The sequence below is a fragment of the Pseudomonas sp. MYb13 genome (assembly GCF_002980075.1).
Taxonomy (GTDB): Bacteria; Pseudomonadota; Gammaproteobacteria; order Pseudomonadales; family Pseudomonadaceae; genus Aquipseudomonas; species Aquipseudomonas lurida.
This window is the reverse complement of record NZ_PCQI01000001.1, coordinates 710,007-730,262: the sequence shown is the minus strand read 5'-3', so window position 1 is coordinate 730,262 and position 20,256 is coordinate 710,007. Positions and strand designations below refer to the sequence as shown.

The following is a 20,256-nucleotide window of genomic DNA, read 5'->3' as shown; positions in this document are numbered from 1 at the left end:
TTTGTCGCGCGCACCGTGACCTAACTCAACGGTTAGTAAGCCGCCCGATAGATTTTCTCGATATCGGCCGCGCTGAGCTTGCGCGGATTGTTGCGCATCAACCGCTCAATGCCCGCCGCCTCCACCGCCATGCCGGGGATGGCGTCCTCGGGAACCCCAAAACTGTGCAGGCCAGCCGGGATCTCGACGGCGGCACACAGTCGCGTCATCGCCTCCACCGCCTGGTCGGCGGCATCGTTGACGCTCAAGCTGGCGACATTCACGCCCATGGCCTGCGCAATGTCCTGCATGCGCTCCACGCAGGCGAGCTTGTTCCAGTGCATCACATAAGGCAGCAACAGCGCATTGCTCACGCCATGGGCAATATTGAAACGCCCGCCCAGGGGATAGGCCAATGCATGCACCGCGCCGACCCCGGCATTGCCGAACGCCATCCCAGCCATGAGGCTGGCGGTGGCCATGTCGTCGCGGGCCTGCAGGTTGGCTGGGTTGGCGTAGGCCTTGGGCAACGCATTGGCGATCAACTTGATAGCGCCGATAGCCAAGGCGTCGGTGATCGGCGAAGCATTCAGCGACAGGTAGGATTCGATGGCATGCACCAATGCATCGACGCCACTGGCGGCGGTGACGCTGCGCGGGCAGGTCAGGGTCATTTGCGGGCTGATCAACGCCACATCCGGCAGCAGGAAGTCACTGACGATGCCTTTTTTCAGCTGCGCGGCCTTGTCGGAGAGAATCGCCACATTGGTCACCTCCGAACCGGTGCCGGCCGTGGTCGGGATGGCAATCAGCGGCGGCCCCTTGCGCGGCACCTGATCGACGCCGAACAAATCCGCCAGCGCACCGTGATACCCGGCATAGGCGGCAACACTTTTGGCGATATCGATGGCACTGCCGCCGCCCACGCCGATCAAGCCGTCATGCCCGCCCTCACGGTAGACGCGCATGCAGTCTTCGACGATGGCGATTTCCGGATCGGGCAATACGCGGTCGAAGATCTCGTAGGTGCGTTCGCCCAGGTGTTCGAGGGCCAGCGCCACGGTGCCGGACTTGACCAGCGCGGCATCGGTGACGATCAGCGGGTTATCCACATCCAGGCGCGTGAGCTCAGCGGCCAGTTGTTCGATGGCGCCAGCGCCGGTGAGCAGTTTGTGGGCGATCTTGAATGAGGAGGTACTCATGTGCGCGGCCTCTTATCAATGATGGGCTGGCACAAGAGTAGCTGGGGATTTTCGGTTGTGAACTATTCACCCTCTGAATGACACGATCAATGTGGGCGCTGGCTTGCCTGCGATGCGGGCGACTCGGTGTTACAGGCAAACCGAGGTGATGCTATCGCAGGCAAGCCAGCTGCCACAGTTGATCCGGTTCCGACCGTTACACTTGGGCGGTGCGCAGTTTCTCGCTACGGCCTCGCAGCCATTCAAGGGTCAGCAACAGCAACACCGAGAAGGCAATCAACAAGGTCGCTGCCGCCGCGATGGTCGGGCTGAGGTTTTCGCGGATGCCGCTGAACATCTGGCGCGGCAGGGTCGCTTGCTCAGGGCCGGCGAGGAACAGCGTCACCACCACTTCATCGAACGACGTGGCGAATGCAAACAGCGCCCCGGAGATCACCCCCGGTGCAATCAACGGCAAGGTCACCCGACGAAACGCCGTCAGGGGCGAGGCCCCGAGACTGGCAGCCGCGCGCACCAGGTTGTGGTTGAACCCCTGCAACGTGGCCGACACCGTGATGATCACAAAGGGTACGCCCAGCACCGCATGCACCACGATCAACGAGAAAAAACTGTTACCCAGGCCCAGTGGCGCAAAGAACAGGTAACTGGCCACGCCGATGATCACCACCGGCACCACCATCGGCGAGATCACCAATGCCATCACCAGGGCCTTGCCGGGGAAATTGCCGCGGGTCAGGCCGATCGCCGCCAGGGTGCCAAAGACCATGGCCAACACCGTGGCCGCCGGGGCGACGATGATGCTGTTCTTGAGCGCACGCATCCACTCGGCCGAGGCGAAGAAATCCTGGTACCAGTGCAGCGAGAAGCCTTGCAGCGGGTACACCAGGAAACTGCCACTGTTGAACGACAGCGGGATGATCACCAGCACCGGCAGTATCAGAAACAACAGGATCAAGCCGCAGAGGATCCGCAAACTGTAGAACCACACCCGCTCAACGGGCGACATATAAGGGCTCAGCATCGCAAGGTCTCCTCAGCTCAGGCGCAGGCGACTGGCGCCCACCAGCCGGTTGTAGATCAGGTACAGCACCACGGTCGCCAGCAGCAGCAAGCCGCCCAGTGCGGTCGCCATGCCCCAGTTGATGCTGGTGTTGGTGTAGAACGCCACGAAGTAGCTGACCATCTGGTCGTTCGGGCTGCCCAGCAGTGCCGGGGTGATGTAGTAACCAATCGCCAGGATGAACACCAACAGGCAGCCAGCGCCCACACCGGCATAGGTCTGCGGGAAGTACACGCGCCAGAAGCTGGCGAACGGATGGCAGCCCAGGGAAATGGCCGCACGCATATAGGTGGGCGAGATGCCCTTCATCACGCTGTAGATCGGCAGGATCATGAACGGCAGCAGAATGTGCACCATGGAGATGTAGACCCCGGTGCGGTTGAACACCAATTCAAGCGGTTTATCAATCAAGCCCATGCCCATCAGGGCACTGTTGATCAGTCCGCCCGATTGCAGCAACACGATCCACGCGGCCACTCGCACCAGGATTGAGGTCCAGAACGGCAGCAACACCAGGATCATCAGCAGGTTGCTCTTGCGCGCCGGCAGATTGGCCAATAGGTAGGCCAAGGGATAGGCCAGCAGCAGGCAGACAGCCGTGATCACCAGGCCCATCCAGAACGTGCGGGCAAAGATATCCAGGTAGATCGCCTGGTCGGGCGTGGCCGGCGCTACTTCGCCGAGGTCGTCGATACGGTGATCAACGGCCGCCAGCAGGTAGAAGGGTGTCAGGCTGCTGGTATTACGCCGGATCGCCTGCCAGTACGCCGGGTCGCCCCAGCGTTCGTCGAGGCTTTCCAGCGCTTCTTTATAAGAGCCAGGCGCTTCGCTGAACGGCAGCGCCCGCGCGGTTTTGGTCAGCAGGCTGCGGTAGCCGGCCAGTTCCATGTTCAAGCGTTTGGACAGATCGCCCAGCGTCTGGTTTTTGCGCGCCTCGCCCAGATCCTCACTGAGGGCCTGGTACACCGGCTCGCCCGGCAGGCCGCGGCCGTCCCAAGCCGTCACCGCGACCACGGTACGCGGTAACCCGCCCACCACTTCCGGGTTGCCGACGCTCTTGAACAGCAACGCCACGATGGGTACCAGGAACACCAGCAGCAAAAACAGCACCAGCGGTGCAATCAAGGCTTGGGCCTTCCAGCGATTGAGCCGCTCGGCACGCGCCAAGCGCTGCTTGAGGGTGGGGCCAGGAATGGCGATAGCCATGGCAAACTCCGAGTGTGAAAATGAATGCAATCTGCCCAACACAACAGATCCCATGTGGACCGGGCTTGTGTAGGAGCGAGCAAGCCCGCTCCCACACTTACCGGTTCCCACACGGATTTAGCGGTGTTGCTGGTTATTTAGCCGCCCAGGAGTTGAAGCGCTGCTCCAGTTGCTCACCGTTATCCGCCCAGAAGCTCACATCGATCTGCACTTGGTTGGCGATGTTTTCCGGGGTGGTCGGCATGTCCTTCAGCACGTCCTTGGCCAGCAACGGTACGGCTTGGGTGTTGGCCGGGCCGTAGGCGATGTTTTCCGAGTAGGTCTTCTGCTGCTGCGGCTGCACCGAGAAGGCAATGAATTTCTTCGCAGCCTCGGCACGGTCCTTGGCCAGGCCCTTGGGAATGGCCCAGGCGTCGAAGTCGTAGATGCCGCCGTTCCACACCACCTTCAGGTTGCTTTCTTTCTGCACGGCGGCAATGCGGCCGTTGTAGGCCGAGCTCATCACCACGTCACCCGAGGCCAGGTACTGCGGCGGTTGTGCGCCAGCTTCCCACCACTGGATCGACGGCTTGAGCTCGTCGAGTTTCTTGAACGCACGGTCCTGGCCATCTTTACCGGCCAGCACTTTGTAGACGTCCTTCGGCGCTACACCGTCGGCCATCAAGGCGAATTCCAGGGTGTACTTGGCACCTTTGCGCAGGCCACGCTTGCCGGGGAATTTCTTGGTGTCCCAGAAATCCGCCCAACTGGTTGGCGCAGAGGTCAGTTTGTCGGCGTTATAGGCCAGCACGGTCGACCACACGAAGAAGCCCACGCCGCATGGCTGGATCGCCCCCTTCACGTAGTCGGCGGTGTTGCCGAACAGTTTCGGGTCCAGAGGCTCGAACATGTCTTCATCGCAGCCACGGGACAGTTCTGGCGATTCCACTTCCACCAGGTCCCAGGACACGCTCTTGGTGTCGACCATGGCTTTGACCTTGGCCATTTCACCGTTGTACTCGCCGGCGACGATCTTGCCATTGCCCGCGCTTTCCCACGGTGCATAGAAGGCCTTGACCTGGGCCGCCTTGTTCGCGCCGCCGAAGGACACGACCGTCAGGTCCGGGCCTGCCATGGCCTGTGTCGCACCCATCAAGCTCAATGCCAAAACGGAATACTTCAAGGAACTCAACATTGTTGTTCTCTCCACGTGCAGGGTTGGTGAAGCCAGGGGGCGATCAATTCGCCTCTAGAAGTGGGTCGAGAGCGCGAACGTGCTCGACTTGCCAGCCAATCGGTACCACATCGCCGACCGCCAGGGCTGGGTCCAGCTCGGCAATCGGTTGTTTCACAAAAAAGTCGGCCTTGCCGCAGACTTCCAGGCGCACGCGCACGTGGTCGCCCAGGTAGATGAACTCCGCCACCCGCCCGGAGAAGCGGTTGACGCAGCTTTCGCTGGAGCCATTGAGGCTGACGCGCTCCGGACGCACCGACAGGGTCACGGGGCCGCCGACCTGACCCACATTCACGGCCAACGCCTCGACCTTCTCACCCCGCGCCAGCTCCACTACACAACGCTCGCCAGAGTGGCTGTGCAGGCGACCGTTGAGGCGGTTGTTCTCGCCGATGAAGTTGGCGACAAAGGTGTTCTTCGGTTCTTCGTACAACGTGCGCGGCGCAGCGATCTGCTGGATCTCGCCCTGGTGGAACACCGCCACCCGGTCAGACATGGTCAGCGCTTCGCCCTGGTCGTGGGTCACGTACACCACGGTCACGCCGAGGCGTTGGTGCAGGTGCTTGATCTCCATCTGCATGTGCTCGCGCAGTTGCTTGTCGAGGGCGCCGAGAGGTTCGTCCATCAGCACCAACTGCGGTTCGAACACCAATGCACGGGCCAAGGCCACACGCTGTTGCTGGCCGCCAGAGAGTTGCGCCGGGTAGCGCTGGGCGAAGGCGTCGAGCTGAACCATGCTCAGCACGCGTTTGACCCGCTCGCTGATATCGGTCTTGCTCAAGCCACGCACGGACAGCGGGAACGCGAGGTTCTCGGCGACGGTCATGTGCGGGAACAGTGCGTAGTTCTGGAACACCATGCCGATGTCGCGCTTGTGCGGCGGCACGTTGTTGATGGAGCGACCGGCCAACTGGATTTCGCCAGCCGTTGGGGTCTCAAAGCCGGCGAGCATCATCAGGCTGGTGGTCTTGCCGGAACCTGACGGCCCAAGCAGGGTGAGGAACTCGCCCTTGCGAATCTCCAGGTTGAGGTCTTTGACGATCAGGTTCTCGCCGTCGTAGCTCTTCTGCACGCCACGAAAGCTGACCAGCACATCATTTGTATCCACCTCGCTCATACCCGCACCTTTGTATTTTGGACTGCTGTGGAGCAAGCGTAGTCCAGGCGCGAAGCCCCGGAAATCGGGGGCCAGGAGAGAATTGCATCAGCCGGATGGAAGGTTTGGGGTAGGGATTGCCCTACACGGATGGCGGGGATGGAACAGTGCTGCGCCAAGGGGTGAGCGGCAAGCGGCAAGAATGGGCTTCAACCGCTTGAACACCTGTCGCAAACAGACACGCGCCCTGCAGGCGCCCGGTGCCTACAGGAGTTTATGTTCCATCGCATACTTCACCAGCTCAGCCAGGGAGGTGATGTTGAGCTTTTGCATCAGCCGCGCCTTGTGGGTGCTGATGGTCTTGCTGCTCAGCGCCAGCTGCTGGGCAATGTCATTGACATTGGCGCCCTGGGCCAGGCGCTCGAACACCGAGAACTCACGCTCCGAGAGCAATGAATGCAGCGGCCGCGTGTCGGTGAGGCCCACTTCGAAGACCATGCGGTCGGCCAGGTCCGGATCGATGTAACGGCCACCCGCTGCCACCTTGCGAATCGCCGTCAGCAACAGCGCCGGGTCGCTGTCCTTGGTGGCGTAACCCGCCGCGCCAACCTTCAAGGCACGGGCGGCCATTTGCGCTTCGTCATGCATCGACAACACCAGGATGGCCGGCGGATTGTTCAGCGCACGTATGCGCGCAATCGCTTCCAGGCCGTTGACGCCGGGCATTGAAATGTCCAGCAGCACCACCTCGCACGCCACATGGCGCAGGGTTTCCAGCAGTTGCTCGCCGTTGCTCGCTTCCCCGACCACCAGCAGGTCTTTGGCCAGGCCGATCAATTGCTTGATGCCCTCACGAACAATGGTGTGGTCTTCGGCTACCAGTACGCGGATCACAGGGACTTCCTCTTGGTGTTAGGCATCCAACGGCACCGTGACACTCAGGGTGGTGCCCTCCCCCAGCTCGCTGTCCAGGCTCAGTTGCCCGCCCATGATCAGCACGCGCTCGCGCATGCCCACCAGGCCGAATGATACCGGGCGGCCCTCGGCCTGGATGAAACCGACGCCATCATCGCTGATGGTCAGCCGCAAATCCGTGCCCTCGATGGCAAGGGTCAGTTCTACAGTATGCGCCTGGGCATGACGCATCACATTGGTCAGCGCCTCCTGCAGGATCCGGAACAGGCCAATGGCCTTGGCATCGCTCAGGGCCGGCAGGTTATCCGGCACTTGGACCAGGCAGGGGATGTGCGTGCGCGCTTCGAAGCGCCGGGCCTGCCATTCGATGGCGGAGGCAATGCCGGCATCCAGAATCGGCGGACGCAGCGCCGTCGCTACATCGCGCACCAACTGGAACAGTTGGGCGATCAGGCGCTTCATACTGTTCAAGCGTTCGTGCAAGCCCGGGTCGAGTTGCGCATAGGCCAGTTCGCACATCGAGGTTTCGAGCTTGAGCACCGTGAGCATTTGCCCGAGTTCGTCGTGCACCTCGCGAGCGATGCGCGCCTTCTCCTCTTCGCGCACGGTCTCCAGGTGGGCGGACAGTTCGCGCAACTGCGCTTCACTTTGCAGCAACGCGGCCAACGTCCGGCGCAGTTCGGTGACGTCGTTGAGATAGACCACCAGGTATTCAGCCTCGGCAAACCGCAGGAAGCTCAAGGACACATTGGTCGGCAGGATGCTGCCATCGGCGCGCCGGCAATCAGTGGCAAAATTCTGCGGGCCGTCTTCGCTGGCCCGCGCACGCTTCCACAGGTTGAGCCAGCGGTCCATGTCCAGGCTCGGATCAAGGTCGGCCAATGGCCGCTCGATCAGTGCACCGCAGGCATAGCCCAGCATGCTTTCGGCTGCACGATTGGCGTAGCGCACATGGCTGTCCCAATTGACCCAAAGGATGCCGACAGTGCTCTGGTCGATGGAAAACTGCGTCAGCTGCAAGGCCTCGGCACCGGCAGCGCGGGCCGCGCTTTCTTCGCGCGCGGCCAACAGGCCATGCTCCAGCACCCGTTGCTGGCGCCGCTGCCAGAACACCGTGGCCAGGCTGGCGAGCAGCAACAGGCCCAGCAACAGGCTGAGGTTTTGCCACAGCCCCGGGGATTCCGTCAGGCGCGGGTACTTGGGTTGCAGCCAGCGGCTGTGCAATTGGTCCAGGTCGCGGGCGGGGATGGCGCGAAGCGCGCTCTGCATGATGCCCGCCAGCTCCGGCCATTCGCGACGTGTGGCCACCCGCAGCAATTGCGGCAGGCCGATATCCCCCACCACTGCCAGCCCGGCAAACTCGGCCTCGCCGGACAAACGGCTCAACTGCGCCTCATCCACCACCGCGTAACGTGCCTGCTGGCTCACCAGTAACTGCAGGGCCTGGCGTTCCATCGGCACGCCTTGCAGGTTGAGGGTGGGATAGGTGCTGCGCAGGTAATCGGCCACGGCACTGGGCATGCGCACGGCAACGCGAGAGTGGTCGTCGAGTTTTTCCAGCTCCACGGCACCACCGCCTTCCCGGATGCCAACGATGTGTTGTGGCACGCGCATGTAGGGATCAGTGAACAGCCATAGGCGCAAACCGACCGGGGTTTGTTGCAGGCCGGGGGCAATATCCACCTCGCCCTCGCGCACGGCCGCTTCCAATTGTTCCTGGTTAGGGAAATTGCGCCAGGTCAGCTCGATATTCAGCGCCTTGGCCAACCACTGCATCAACTCGACGTTCGCCCCGGACAGCCGCTGCAGGCGCCGTTCGTATTGCGCGTAAGGCGCTTGCAACACCAGCCCCACTCGCAGTTCCGGGTGCTGCGCCAGCCATTCGCGTTGCTGCGCATTGAGCTGCGCCTGGGGTGCGGCGGGCGCAGGAGCGGCATTTGCCATCAAGGCAAGGCACAAACCGCCGATAACCAGCAGACAGCGAAAACCCATGATCCACGTCTCACATCACTGACAAATACTGACCAACCCATTAGGCTGCTGGAATCACTTCTGGCCGGGAATCAACGATGCCACATCGAAACCATTCGGCACTGCCAGCATTGTGCCTGTCGCTACTTATTACCAGTGCCTTTTCTGCACAGGCGGCTGACGCCCCTGAGGCCGCCGCCGAAAAACCGGTGGAGCGTCAATCCTTGCCCGAGCGCAGTCAGGAAGAAGCCAGCGCCCTGGAACGCAAGATCCCGCAACAGGAACAGCAACAATTGCAGGCCGGCAGCGATTCATTCCTCGCCCTGTGGAAGCCCGCCAACAGCGCCGACCCCGAAGGTGTGGTGATTATCGTACCGGGCGCCGGCGAAAATGCTGACTGGCCGCAAGCAATCAGCCCATTGCGGCACAAATTGCCGGATGCCAATTGGGGCAGCCTCAGCCTGTCATTGCCGGATGTGAGCGTAGACACCCTGCCTCCGCGCGTGATGGAGGCGCCCAAGGCCACCGTCGACACCAGCAGTAAAGAGGCGAGCACCGCCGACAAGCCCATCGAACAGGCCGCCAGCGCGGAGGCCGAGGGCACCGACCCGGCGGTGGTTCCCGGGGTCGACGAGCAAGACAAGACTGACGCCTCGCGCATCTTCGACCGCATCGACGCGGCCGTGGCCTTCGCCCAGACCCAGAGCGCGCGCAGTGTGGTGCTGCTCGGTCATGGCACTGGCGCCTGGTGGGCCGCACGGTATTTGAGCGAGAAGCAACCGTCCCAGGTGCAGAAGTTCGTCATGGTCGCGGCGCAGACACCCACCGGCCGTCATCCGGATGTCCAGCAATTGGCCCCCGGCCTGAAGGTGCCGACCGCTGATGTCTTCTACCAAGACACCGCCCTGTCACGCAAAAATGCCCTGGCACGCGCGCAGGCGGCCAAGCGGTTGAAGAATGAGGGTTACAAGCAGGTGTCATTGAAGGCCCTGCCCGGCAACAGTGCAGCCGAGCAGGAGCAGTTGTATCGCAGGGTTCGGGGCTGGCTGAGTCCGCAGGCAAACACTGACTGATCCTGGATGCAACCGGATCAAAATGTGGGAGCGGCTAACGGAAATCCCGGCGCTCGCGAATCAATGCATAGGCACTGTGCAATTCGCGCGTGCGCTCGGTGGCCTCACGTACTTGCGCAGGGCTGGCGCCGGTGCCGGCAATCTTGTCCGGATGGTGGCGACTGAGCAGGCGCCGGTAAGCACGCTTGATCACCGACGGCTCAGTGGTGGCCGTCACCCCCAGCAACCGTAGCGCGTCCTGGTAGGTCGCGCCCCGGTTGACCAATGGCTTGCGCTCCGGCGTGTAGTCGGCAGCCAATGCCTGGAGTTGTTGCGGCGTCCAGCCCAGCCATTTGCCCCACTGGTCGATCAGGTCACGCTCGTCGTCACCGGCCCTGCCATCCGCCCAGGCCATGCGCCAACACGCGCGCAACACGCCCTCCGCCGCATGGGGTTGAGCCTTGAGCACGCGCAGGTAGGTGCGCACCCGGTCGGAGCCCGACTTGCCGCGATTGAAGGCCGCAATCGCACGGCGCTGGGCCGAGTCAGTCATGTCCAGCGCGCGCATTTCCTGGCGGGCCTGCTGGATATGCCCATCCACCACGCGCCCATTGCTCTTGGCCAAGCGTCCCAGCAACACAAACAACAATTCGTCATTGCGCAATGCCGGGCGTCCGCCCAAGCGCTCGCGCAACTGCGCCCAACTCTGCAGTTGCAGGCGACGGTCCAACGCCTGCCCCAACAGCGCACCCAACAAGGCCCCCGGAATACTGGCAATGGCAAAGCCAGCCCCGGCGCCGATCAGCGTCCCTGGCCACAGCATGCTACTGCCCCGCTGTCAGCAGGATTTCTACTTGCGCGAGGCGCTCCAACGTGCCGACATCAATCCAGCGTCCCTTCATGTGTTCCCCCGTTACCTGACCTTTGGCCATGGCTGCCCGTAGCAGCGGCGCCAGCTTGAAGGCACCCGCGCTGCACCCCGCGAACAGTTTGGGGTCGAGCACTGAAATGCCACTGAAGGTCAGGTTATCGGCACCGGCCGCTGCATCATGAAGCAAACCTTGATCAAGGTAGAAATCACCGCCCGCCGGGTGATGCGCCGGGTTATCGACCATCACCAGGTGGGCCAGGCCTTTGAGTGGTTGCTTGAGCTGGGTGAAGTCGTAGTCGGTCCAGATATCGCCATTGACCACCAGGAAGGGCTCATCCCCCAATAGTGGCAGCGCCTGGAAAATCCCACCGCCCGTTTCCAGCGGTTCGCCCTCGGGGGAGTAACGGATGCGCAAGCCAAACTGCGCGCCATCCCCCAGATAGCTTTCGATCTGCTGGCCGAGCCATGCGTGGTTGATCACGATATCGGTGAAGCCGGCCTTGGCCAGCGCCTCCAGGTGATACTCGATCAAGCGCTTGCCACCGGCCTGCACCAGTGGCTTTGGCGTGTGCAGGGTGAGCGGGCGCATCCGCTCGCCCTTGCCGGCCGCCAGGATCATGGCCTTCATACGCTCGCCTCACCGGGCTGGCGCAGGCTGGCCAGCAGCTCGCCCAACTCGCTCAACTCAGGACGGTCCGCCAGCACTGCGTCTATATAAGCAAAGAAGCGCGGCACGTCGGCCAGGTAGCGTGGCTTGCCATCACGGTGGCAGATGCGCGCGAAAATCCCGATGACCTTCAGGTGGCGCTGCACGCCCATCAGGTCGCTGGCGCGCAGGAAGTCTTCGAACTCCGCCTGCACCGGAATGCCCGCTTGCCCCGCACGCTCCCAGTATCCGCGCTGCCAATCCCGCACGCGGGCCTTGGGCCAGCTGAGGAAAGCGTCCTTGAACAGGCAGGTGATGTCATAGGTAACAGGCCCGTAGACCGCGTCCTGGAAATCCAGAACGCCCGGGTTCGGTTCGCTGATCATCAGGTTGCGCGGCATATAGTCGCGGTGCACCAGTACTTTGGGTTGCGCCAGGGCGCTGTCGATCAGGTGGTCGCTGACGCGCTGCCAGCGTGCTTGCTGCTGCGTATCCAGTTCGATACCCAAGTGCCGACGTACGTACCACTCTGGAAACAATTCGAGCTCGCGGCGCAGCAAGGCGACGTCATAGCTAGGCAGTGGCGCGTCCATCGGCAACTGCTGGAAGGCCAGCAAGGCGTCGATGGCATCGGCAAACAATTGATCGGCGTTTTGGTCGTCGATCACGTCCAGGTAGGTTTTTCTGCCCAGGTCATTGAGCAAAAGAAAGCCTCGCGGCAAATCTTCTGCGTAAATTTTTGGAACATTTATTCCCGACTTCGCCAGCAAATGCGCGATATCGACGAAAGGTTTGCAGTTTTCCTGGGGGGGTGGAGCGTCCATTACCACGAATGTCCGCCCACCGCCTTCCCAACGGAAATAGCGCCTGAAACTCGCGTCGCTGCTGGCCGCGGTCAATGTGGCCGGGGGTACGGCACCCCAGCCTTGAGCGTTGAAAAGGATCGGCAACTGCTCATCCAGCCAGACTTCCAGCTGTTGTAAACGTAGATCGTGCTCGGGCATTACAAGGGTCTCCGACGGCGCTAGCCGTCAAGCGGGGCATGCTTTATTATCACGCATCTTTTTCAGACCATCGAGAGGCGTGCGGCCCAAACCGCGGGCAGATGGCACGCAGGAAGCCCGGACTAATAAGATGGCATTGAAATCCCCCGCGTTTCGTAGAAAATTTCCGTTGCTGGTAACCGGCAGTCTGCTGGCCATGCAACCCTTCGCCACCTCATTCGTGGTCGCCGCGGAACAGTATGACTGCTCAGTCTCTGCTTCGGGTGCCTGGGATTGCGCGCCGAAAACCGCCGCAACCCCGCTGCCACCGCGCCCGGTGCATGATGGCGCAGCCATCAGCTCCGCCAACAGCACGGCGCAAGCCGACGCTGGCGGCAAAGCCGAGGCCGAGCCCAAGACCGCACTGGTCACCGAATCCAAGGGCCGTGGCCTGCGTTCGCGCAGCGCCGACTATAGCCACCTGGACTGGGTACCGCGCGACAAGCTGACCGCAGCGCAGTTGGCCGAAACCGGTCCTTACTGCGGTGGTGCGTACATCGAGCCGATTCGTCCTGGCATGAACGACAAGACGAACAAGAGCGATGCGCCCACCTTCATCGGCGCCAAGGCCTCTCGTTATGAGCAGGAACAACAAGTGGCGACCCTGGCCGGTGACGTCGTCATGCGTCAGGGCAGCATGCAGCTGGAGTCGGAAGAAGCCAGCCTGTACCAGGCCGAGAACCGTGGTGAGCTGAACGGCAAGGTCCGTCTGCGCGACAACGGTGCACTGATCGTGGGTGACCATGCCGAAGTGCAACTCGACACGGGCGCCGCCCAGATCGATAACGCCGAGTACGTGCTGCACAAGTCGCGTATCCGCGGTAACGCGCTGTATGCCAAGCGTGCCGAGAACGCGATCATCCGCCTCAAGGACGGTACCTATACAACGTGCGAGCCAGACAGCAACGCCTGGCAGCTCAGGGGTAACAACATCACGTTGAACCCGGCCACCGGTTTCGGTACGGCCACCAACGCGACGTTGCGGGTCAAGAACATCCCGATCCTCTATACCCCCTACATCTACTTCCCGATCGACGACCGTCGTCAATCCGGCTTCCTGCCGCCAAGTTTCAGCACGGGCGGCGAAACCGGCTTCACCCTGGTTACGCCGTACTACTTCAACCTGGCGCCAAACTACGACGCCACGTTGTACCCGCAGTACATGACCAAGCGCGGTTTGTTGATGGAAGGCGAATTCCGCTACCTCACCAAATCCAGCGAAGGCCAGTTCGGCGGCGCGTACCTGAACGACGACAACGACGAGCGCAAGCGTCAGACCGATTACGAAAAAACCCGCTACATGCTCAACTGGCAACACAAGGGCGGGCTGGATTCGCGTGTACTGACCCAGGTCGACTACACCACGATCAGCGATCCCTACTACTTCCAGGACCTCAAGTCCTACGAAGAGGGTGTAGAGAGCCAGGACTACGTCAACCAGCAAGGCTCCGTGACCTATCGCGGCGACACCTTCCAGGCTCGACTGAACCTGCAGGCCTACCAGCTGGCGACGATTTCCCAGGTCACCCCGTATGACCGACTGCCACAGATCACCTTCAACGGCACCCTGCCGTACCATCCGGGTGGCTTGAACTTCAGCTACGAGACCGAGGCCGTGCGCTTCGATCGCGACCTGGAGAACGGCAACTTCACCAATGAAGACGGTCAAACCGAGGCACGCCTGGACACCTACGTCCGCGGCCTGACCCGTGCCAACGGTACGCGCCTGAACGTAGCCCCGGCCGTCGAATACCCGATGAACTGGACCTACGGCTTCGTCACACCGAAGCTCAAGTACGTGTACACCAAGTACGACCTGGACCTGGACAACATCGGCAAGAACCAGATCATTGCCGATCAAGCCGCAGCAACCGCAGCCAACCCTTACGCGGGTGGCACGTTCAAGAGCTCCCAGGACCGCGCGGTTCCGGTGGCCAGCGTCGACAGCGGCCTGTACTTCGATCGCAATACCAACTGGTTCGGCAAAGATTATCGCCAGACACTCGAGCCGCGTGCGTTCTACCTGTACGTACCGAACAAGGACCAGGCTGATATCCCGGTCTTCGACACCAGCGAATACTCGTTCAGCTACGCCTCGTTGTTCCGTGACAACCGCTTCAGCGGCACCGACCGGATCGGCGACGAGAACAAACTGTCCCTGGGCTTGACCAGCCGCTGGATCGAAGACAACGGCTTTGAGCGTCAACGCGTTTCCGTGGGCCAGGCGCTGTACTTCAAGGATCGTGAAGTTCAACTGCCGGGCATCCTGGCTTCTGACCGTGCCGACGCACGGTCGGATGTATCGCCAGTCGCCCTGGACTACGAGTTCCGCTTCAACCGTGACTGGCGCGCCACTGCCGACTACAACTGGGACACCGAGGAACACAGTCCTCGTTCCGGCAGCGCGATGCTTCACTACCAGCCGGAAGATAACCCGAACAAGATCATCAACGTCGGCTATCGCTATCGCAACGACCAGGTGGTGTACAACCAGCTGACCGGCAAATGGCAGTTTGGTGGTGACTACGGGCAGCCAGGCGACCCGAACTTCGTGAAGGATTACTACAAAATCCAGCAACACGACTTCTCGATGATGTGGCCGATCATTCCCCAGTGGAACCTGATCACCCGCTGGCAGTATGACTACGCTCGCAACCGTACCCTGGAAGCCTTCGGTGGTTTCGAGTACGACAACTGCTGCTGGAAACTGCGCGTCATCAACCGTTACTGGGTTTCCAACGACGAATACAGCCAGATCGCCCCGCTTAACGAAAAGGGTGACCACGGGCTCTTCTTCCAGATCGTCCTCAAAGGACTCGGCGGCCTGACCGGCGCCAAGGTAGAGAGCTTCCTCGACAAAGGCATTGAAGGTTATCGTGAACGTGAAGACCAAGCTTTCTGATTGTCTGCGCCCGCTAGTGCTGGGCGCACTGTTCCTGGGTACCGCATCGGCGCACGCTGCGGTTCAAGAACTGGATAAGGTAGTGGCCATCGTCGATAACGACGTGATCATGCAGAGCCAACTGGACCAGCGCGTCAAGGAAGTCCAGCAAACCATCGCCAAGCGTGGCGGTGGCGTGCCACCTACCAGCGTCCTGGACCAACAGGTTCTGGAACGCCTGATCGTCGAGAACCTGCAGCTGCAGATCGGTGATCGTTCCGGCATCCGTATTTCGGACGAAGAACTGAACCAGGCCGTGGGCACCATTGCCCAGCGCAACAACATGAGCATTGACCAGTTCCGAGCAGCCCTGGCCCATGACGGTTTGTCCTATGAGGACGCCCGTGACCAGATCCGTCGCGAAATGATCATCAGCCGTGTCCGTCAGCGCCGTGTCGCCGAGCGTGTTCAGGTGTCCGAGCAGGAAGTGAAGAACTTCCTGGCCTCCGACCTGGGCAAGATGCAGCTTTCCGAAGAACTGCACCTGGCCAACATCCTGATCCCGACACCGGACAGCGCCAACTCCGAGCAGCTCAATGCTGCCGCAGCCAAGACCCAGGCGATCTATGATCGCCTGAAAGCGGGTGCTGACTTCGCCCAAATGGCAATCGCCCAGTCCGGCAGCGACAACGCCCTCGAGGGCGGTGACATGGGCTGGCGTAAAGCCGCCCAGTTGCCTCCACCGTTTGACCGCGAGTTGAGCGCCATGGAAGTGGGGGGCATCACCCAGCCTGCACGCACACCGGGCGGTTTCATCATCCTCAAGCTGCTTGAAAAACGCGGCGGCGAGACTTCGTTGAAGGATGAGGTGCACGTTCGCCATATCCTGGTCAAACCAAGCGAAATCCGCACCGAAGCCCAAACCAAGGAACTGGCCCAGAAGATCTATGACCGCATTGAAAGCGGTGAAGACTTCGCCACCCTGGCCAAGAGCTTCTCGGAAGACCCGGGCTCGGCCCTCAACGGCGGCGACCTGAACTGGATCGATCCGAAAGCCCTGGTGCCCGAGTTCCAGCAGGTGATGGCCGATACCCCACAAGGCGTACTGTCCAAGCCGTTCAAGACTCAATATGGCTGGCATGTGCTGGAAGTCCTTGGCCGTCGCGCCACCGACAACACCAACCAAGCCCGCGAGCAGCAAGCGCTGAATGTACTGCGTAACCGCAAATACGACGAAGAACTGCAGACCTGGCTGCGCCAGATCCGCGACGAAGCCTACGTCGAGAACAAGCTGCCGGGCGCCCAGACAGGCACCGACCAGGCAGTTCAGTGAAACCCCAGCGTTTCGCGGTGACACCCGGCGAGCCGGCCGGCATTGGTCCAGACCTGTGCCTGCTGGTCGCCTCGCAACCCCAGCCACACCCCCTGATTGCCATTACCAGCCGCGACCTGCTCCTTGAGCGGGCCGCGCAGCTGGGTGTGGCCGTCAATCTGCTGGACGTGGCGCCAGGCAACTGGCCCGACGTGCCCGCGCCTGCTGGCAGCCTGTACGTGTGGGACACCCCGCTGCAAGCCAACGTGGTTGCCGGGCAACTGGACAAGGCCAACGCGGCGTTCGTGCTGGAAACCCTGACTCGCGCAGGGCAAGGCTGCATCGACGGTGACTTCGCCGGCATGATCACCGCCCCAGTGCACAAGGGCGTGATCAACGAATCCGGCATCGCCTTTTCCGGCCACACCGAATTCCTTGCCGAACTGACACACACCGAACAAGTGGTGATGATGCTGGCGACACGCGGGCTGCGGGTCGCCCTGGTGACCACGCACCTGCCGCTGCGCGACATTGCCGATGCCATCACGGCCGAGCGTGTAGAACGCGTGACGCGCATCCTGCACACCGACCTGCAACTGAAATTCGGCATTGCCCAACCGCGCATCCTGGTCTGTGGGCTCAACCCCCACGCCGGTGAAGGCGGTCATTTGGGCCATGAAGAAATCGACATCATCGAACCAACCCTGGAGCGTCTGCGCCAAGAAGGCATGGACCTGCGCGGCCCACTGCCGGCGGACACTCTGTTTACCCCCAAATATCTGGAGCACTGCGACGCAGTGCTGGCGATGTACCACGACCAGGGGCTGCCGGTGCTTAAATACAAAGGCTTCGGCGCCGCAGTCAACGTGACACTGGGCCTGCCGATCATCCGCACCTCCGTCGACCATGGCACTGCCCTGGACCTGGCAGGCAGCGGCAAAATCGATACCGGCAGCCTGCACGTGGCCCTGGAAACCGCCTATCAGATGGCCGAGACCCGTATATGACCGAGCATTACCAACACCGGGCGCGCAAGCGCTTCGGGCAAAACTTCCTGCACGACGCTGGCGTGATCGACCGTATCCTGCGCTCCATCCATGCCAAACCCGAAGACCGCCTGCTGGAAATCGGCCCGGGCCAGGGCGCATTGACCCAAGGCCTGCTGGCCAGCGGCGGCCAACTGGATGTGGTTGAGTTGGACAAGGACCTGATCCCGATCCTCAACCAGCAGTTCGCCGGCAAGCCCAACTTCAACCTGCATCAGGGTGATGCATTGAAGTTCGACTTCAACACACTCAACGCCGCGCCCAACAGCCTGCGCGTGGTGGGCAACCTGCCGTACAACATCTCCACGCCGCTGATTTTCCACCTGCTGAACAACGCCGGGATCATCCGCGACATGCACTTCATGCTGCAAAAGGAAGTGGTGGAACGCCTGGCTGCCGGGCCTGGCGGTGGCGATTGGGGCCGCCTGTCGATCATGGTTCAGTACCACTGCCGCGTCGAACACCTGTTCAACGTCGGCCCAGGCGCGTTCAACCCGCCGCCGAAGGTCGACTCGGCCATCGTGCGCCTGGTGCCCCACGCCGTACTGCCACACCCTGCCAAGGATCACAAACTGCTGGAGCGCGTCGTGCGCGAAGCGTTCAACCAGCGCCGCAAGACCCTGCGCAACACGCTCAAGGCGCTGTTGAGCAATGCCGAGATCGAAGCTGCCGGCGTCGATGGCAGCCTGCGTCCCGAGCAACTGGACCTGGCCGCATTCGTGCGCCTGGCCGACCAGCTTGCCATCCAGCCTGCGCCCGTTACCGACTGAAGCACAGTGGCAGCGGGCTTGCCCGCGATGCATGCGGCGCGAAGCATCAGTCAGCACGCGTTGATGCAATCGCAGGCAAGCACGCTCCCACAGACAGCATGTCTGGCCTAGTGCACACCTCTTGGCCTAGACTGATCCGCATCTGCTGTCCTCCGCTTTTGCTTTTAAGGCCTCTTGCATGTCCGATCCTCGCTACCAGATCGACGTCAGCGTCGTCACCCGCTTCCTGGCGGACCAATCGCAACCTGAACAGAACCGCTTTGCCTTTGCCTACACCATCACGGTGAAAAACAACGGGCTGGTGCCAGCCAAGCTGCTGTCGCGCCACTGGGTCATCACCGACGGTGACGGTCAGGTCGAAGAGGTGCGTGGTGCAGGCGTGGTTGGCCAGCAGCCGCTGATCGAAAGCGGCGCCAGCCACACCTACAGCAGCGGCACGGTGATGACCTCCAAGGTCGGCACCATGCAGGGCTCGTATCAGATGAAAGCCACCGATGGCCAACTGTTCGACGCCATTATCGCGCCCTTCCGCCTCGCGGTGCCTGGAGCCCTGCACTGATGGCGACCTACGCGGTCGGCGACCTGCAAGGGTGCCTGGAGCCTCTCAAGTGCCTGCTTGAGCGCGTGGCCTTCGACCCGGGCAACGATCGCCTGTGGCTGGTCGGTGACCTGGTCAATCGCGGCCCGGAGTCCCTTGAGACGCTGCGCTACTTATATAGCCTGCGCGAATCCCTGGTGTGCGTACTGGGCAACCACGACCTGCACCTGCTGGCGGCCGGCAATAACATCGAGCGCCTGAAAAAGGGCGATACGTTGCGCGAGATCCTCGAAGCGCCCGATCGCGTCGAGCTGCTGGGCTGGCTGCGCAGGCAAAAAATCATGCATTACGACGAGGGCCGCAACATGGCGCTGGTGCATGCGGGCATCCCGCCCCAGTGGACACTCAAGAAAGCCCTCAAGTGCGCTGCCGAAGTCGAAAGCGCCCTGGCCGATGACACCCTGTACACCGCCTACCTCGACGGCATGTACGGCAATGAGCCGGTCAAATGGGACAACGACCTTGCCGGCGTGACCCGTTTGCGCGTGATCACCAACTACTTCACGCGCATGCGCTTCTGCACCGCCGAGGGCAAGCTGGACCTCAAGAGCAAGGAAGGCGCCGACACCGCGCTGCCTGGCTACAAACCCTGGTTCGCCCACAAGGAGCGCAAAACCCGCGACGCGAAGATTGTCTTCGGTCACTGGGCTGCCCTCGAAGGCAAATGCGATGAGCCCGGCGTGTTCGCCCTCGACACCGGCTGTGTATGGGGCGGCGCCATGACCCTGATGAACATCGACACCGGCGAGCGCCACAGCTGCCAGTGCCAATCCCCCCTTCCCGTTACACTGCCGGCCGCCGCCAAGCGCTAGACGCAGGCGCTGCCAAGCCCAAGGAGCCCGCCATGAGCGAATTCAAACGTATCCCTCCCGAACAAGCCCAGGCCCTGCGCGAGCAAGGTGCGGTGGTGGTCGACATCCGCGACCAGCCAACGTATGCGGCTGGCCACATCACCGGTGCCCAGCACCTGGACAACGTCAACATTGCCGATTTCATCCGCGCCGCCGACCTCGACGCACCGGTGATCGTGGCGTGTTACCACGGTAACTCCAGCCAGAGCGCAGCAGCCTATCTGATCAGCCAGGGCTTCTCCGACGTCTACAGCCTGGACGGTGGCTTTGAGCTGTGGCGTGCGACCTATCCTGCGGAAATTTCCTCAGGCAATTCGCAATAATTTTTTTCACACCCCGCTACCCCGCGTGACGCTTGGGCTCGCGCCGTTTCTGACGAACGGCGCAGCCAAACTAATTGCGCATCGCGCCTTGACCTCTCCGATTCCGAACTATCCTTAAGCGCAGGCCATCCGAATCAGGGGAGAGCCGGTACACCGGCGTGCGGGTCATCGGTAGCGTTTCAGGGTGTTTGGGGGGAAAACGGCCATTGGCGTTCGCCAAT

At 61.9% G+C, this 20,256-nt stretch carries 18 protein-coding genes; 8 read left to right on the top strand and 10 right to left on the bottom strand.

Annotated features, from left to right (window positions below; genetic code table 11):
* Positions 1-32 precede the first annotated feature (32 nt).
* The 7 genes from CQ002_RS03390 to CQ002_RS03360 all read right to left on the bottom strand — a co-directional run bounded on the left by CQ002_RS03390 (position 33) and on the right by CQ002_RS03360 (position 8,663).
* Entirely contained in the window at positions 33-1,181 is a 1,149-nt protein-coding gene (locus tag CQ002_RS03390; protein ID WP_034109627.1) for an iron-containing alcohol dehydrogenase, read from the bottom strand.
* Between the two features lie 196 nt (positions 1,182-1,377).
* A complete protein-coding gene (locus tag CQ002_RS03385) occupies positions 1,378-2,202 on the bottom strand; it encodes an ABC transporter permease (protein WP_017739612.1) in 825 nt (274 codons plus the stop codon).
* Between the two features lie 12 nt (positions 2,203-2,214).
* On the bottom strand, positions 2,215-3,447 hold the full coding sequence (locus CQ002_RS03380) for an ABC transporter permease (RefSeq protein ID WP_034109630.1): 1,233 nt from the start codon (positions 3,445-3,447) through the stop codon (positions 2,215-2,217).
* Between the two features lie 133 nt (positions 3,448-3,580).
* Positions 3,581-4,621, bottom strand: a complete 1,041-nt coding sequence (locus tag CQ002_RS03375) for an ABC transporter substrate-binding protein (RefSeq protein WP_034109632.1) — start codon at positions 4,619-4,621, stop codon at positions 3,581-3,583.
* A 43-nt stretch (positions 4,622-4,664) separates the two neighbouring features.
* Entirely contained in the window at positions 4,665-5,777 is a 1,113-nt protein-coding gene (locus CQ002_RS03370; protein ID WP_034109634.1) for an ABC transporter ATP-binding protein, read from the bottom strand.
* 243 nt (positions 5,778-6,020) lie between these two features.
* Entirely contained in the window at positions 6,021-6,650 is a 630-nt protein-coding gene (locus CQ002_RS03365) for a response regulator transcription factor (protein ID WP_016977885.1), read from the bottom strand.
* An 18-nt stretch (positions 6,651-6,668) separates the two neighbouring features.
* A complete protein-coding gene (locus tag CQ002_RS03360) occupies positions 6,669-8,663 on the bottom strand; it encodes a histidine kinase (protein WP_105162956.1) in 1,995 nt (664 codons plus the stop codon).
* A 77-nt stretch (positions 8,664-8,740) separates the two neighbouring features.
* On the opposite strand from CQ002_RS03360, the gene CQ002_RS03355 reads away from it, so the two are divergent.
* The gene (locus CQ002_RS03355) at positions 8,741-9,715 is read left to right on the top strand and encodes an alpha/beta hydrolase family protein (protein ID WP_105162957.1); all 975 of its coding nucleotides are present in this window, start codon (positions 8,741-8,743) and stop codon (positions 9,713-9,715) included.
* A 34-nt stretch (positions 9,716-9,749) separates the two neighbouring features.
* Here CQ002_RS03355 and CQ002_RS03350 read toward each other — a convergent pair whose 3' ends face one another.
* Genes CQ002_RS03350 through CQ002_RS03340 form a run of 3 tightly spaced genes read right to left on the bottom strand, consistent with a single transcriptional unit; the run spans position 9,750 to position 12,215 of the window.
* Positions 9,750-10,517 (bottom strand): TerB family tellurite resistance protein, encoded by a 768-nt coding sequence (locus CQ002_RS03350; RefSeq protein ID WP_034109640.1) that lies wholly within the window; start codon positions 10,515-10,517, stop codon positions 9,750-9,752.
* A 1-nt stretch (position 10,518) separates the two neighbouring features.
* Complete coding sequence (gene murU / locus CQ002_RS03345; RefSeq protein ID WP_105162958.1) at positions 10,519-11,193, bottom strand: N-acetylmuramate alpha-1-phosphate uridylyltransferase MurU; 675 nt, start codon at positions 11,191-11,193, stop codon at positions 10,519-10,521.
* Positions 11,190-12,215 (bottom strand): aminoglycoside phosphotransferase family protein, encoded by a 1,026-nt coding sequence (locus CQ002_RS03340; RefSeq protein ID WP_105162959.1) that lies wholly within the window; start codon positions 12,213-12,215, stop codon positions 11,190-11,192. Before CQ002_RS03340 ends, murU begins: the two co-directional genes overlap by 4 nt.
* A gap of 130 nt (positions 12,216-12,345) precedes the next feature.
* On the opposite strand from CQ002_RS03340, the gene CQ002_RS03335 reads away from it, so the two are divergent.
* From CQ002_RS03335 to glpE, 7 genes are all read left to right on the top strand, one after another.
* On the top strand, positions 12,346-15,156 hold the full coding sequence (locus CQ002_RS03335; RefSeq protein WP_105162960.1) for an LPS-assembly protein LptD: 2,811 nt from the start codon (positions 12,346-12,348) through the stop codon (positions 15,154-15,156).
* Positions 15,131-16,468, top strand: coding sequence for a peptidylprolyl isomerase (locus tag CQ002_RS03330; protein ID WP_069078408.1), 1,338 nt, complete (start codon positions 15,131-15,133; stop codon positions 16,466-16,468). Before CQ002_RS03335 ends, CQ002_RS03330 begins: the two co-directional genes overlap by 26 nt.
* On the top strand, positions 16,465-17,454 hold the full coding sequence (gene pdxA / locus CQ002_RS03325; RefSeq protein WP_105162961.1) for a 4-hydroxythreonine-4-phosphate dehydrogenase PdxA: 990 nt from the start codon (positions 16,465-16,467) through the stop codon (positions 17,452-17,454). Before CQ002_RS03330 ends, pdxA begins: the two co-directional genes overlap by 4 nt.
* Complete coding sequence (rsmA, locus tag CQ002_RS03320; protein WP_034109651.1) at positions 17,451-18,263, top strand: 16S rRNA (adenine(1518)-N(6)/adenine(1519)-N(6))-dimethyltransferase RsmA; 813 nt, start codon at positions 17,451-17,453, stop codon at positions 18,261-18,263. The genes pdxA and rsmA overlap by 4 nt, the downstream gene beginning before the upstream one ends.
* 178 nt (positions 18,264-18,441) lie before the next feature.
* On the top strand, positions 18,442-18,822 hold the full coding sequence (apaG, locus tag CQ002_RS03315) for a Co2+/Mg2+ efflux protein ApaG (RefSeq protein ID WP_034109652.1): 381 nt from the start codon (positions 18,442-18,444) through the stop codon (positions 18,820-18,822).
* Positions 18,822-19,673, top strand: coding sequence for a symmetrical bis(5'-nucleosyl)-tetraphosphatase (locus CQ002_RS03310; RefSeq protein WP_105162962.1), 852 nt, complete (start codon positions 18,822-18,824; stop codon positions 19,671-19,673). Before apaG ends, CQ002_RS03310 begins: the two co-directional genes overlap by 1 nt.
* Before the next feature lie 32 nt (positions 19,674-19,705).
* Positions 19,706-20,035, top strand: a complete 330-nt coding sequence (glpE, locus tag CQ002_RS03305) for a thiosulfate sulfurtransferase GlpE (protein ID WP_034109654.1) — start codon at positions 19,706-19,708, stop codon at positions 20,033-20,035.
* The last annotated feature ends 221 nt before the right edge of the window (positions 20,036-20,256 follow it).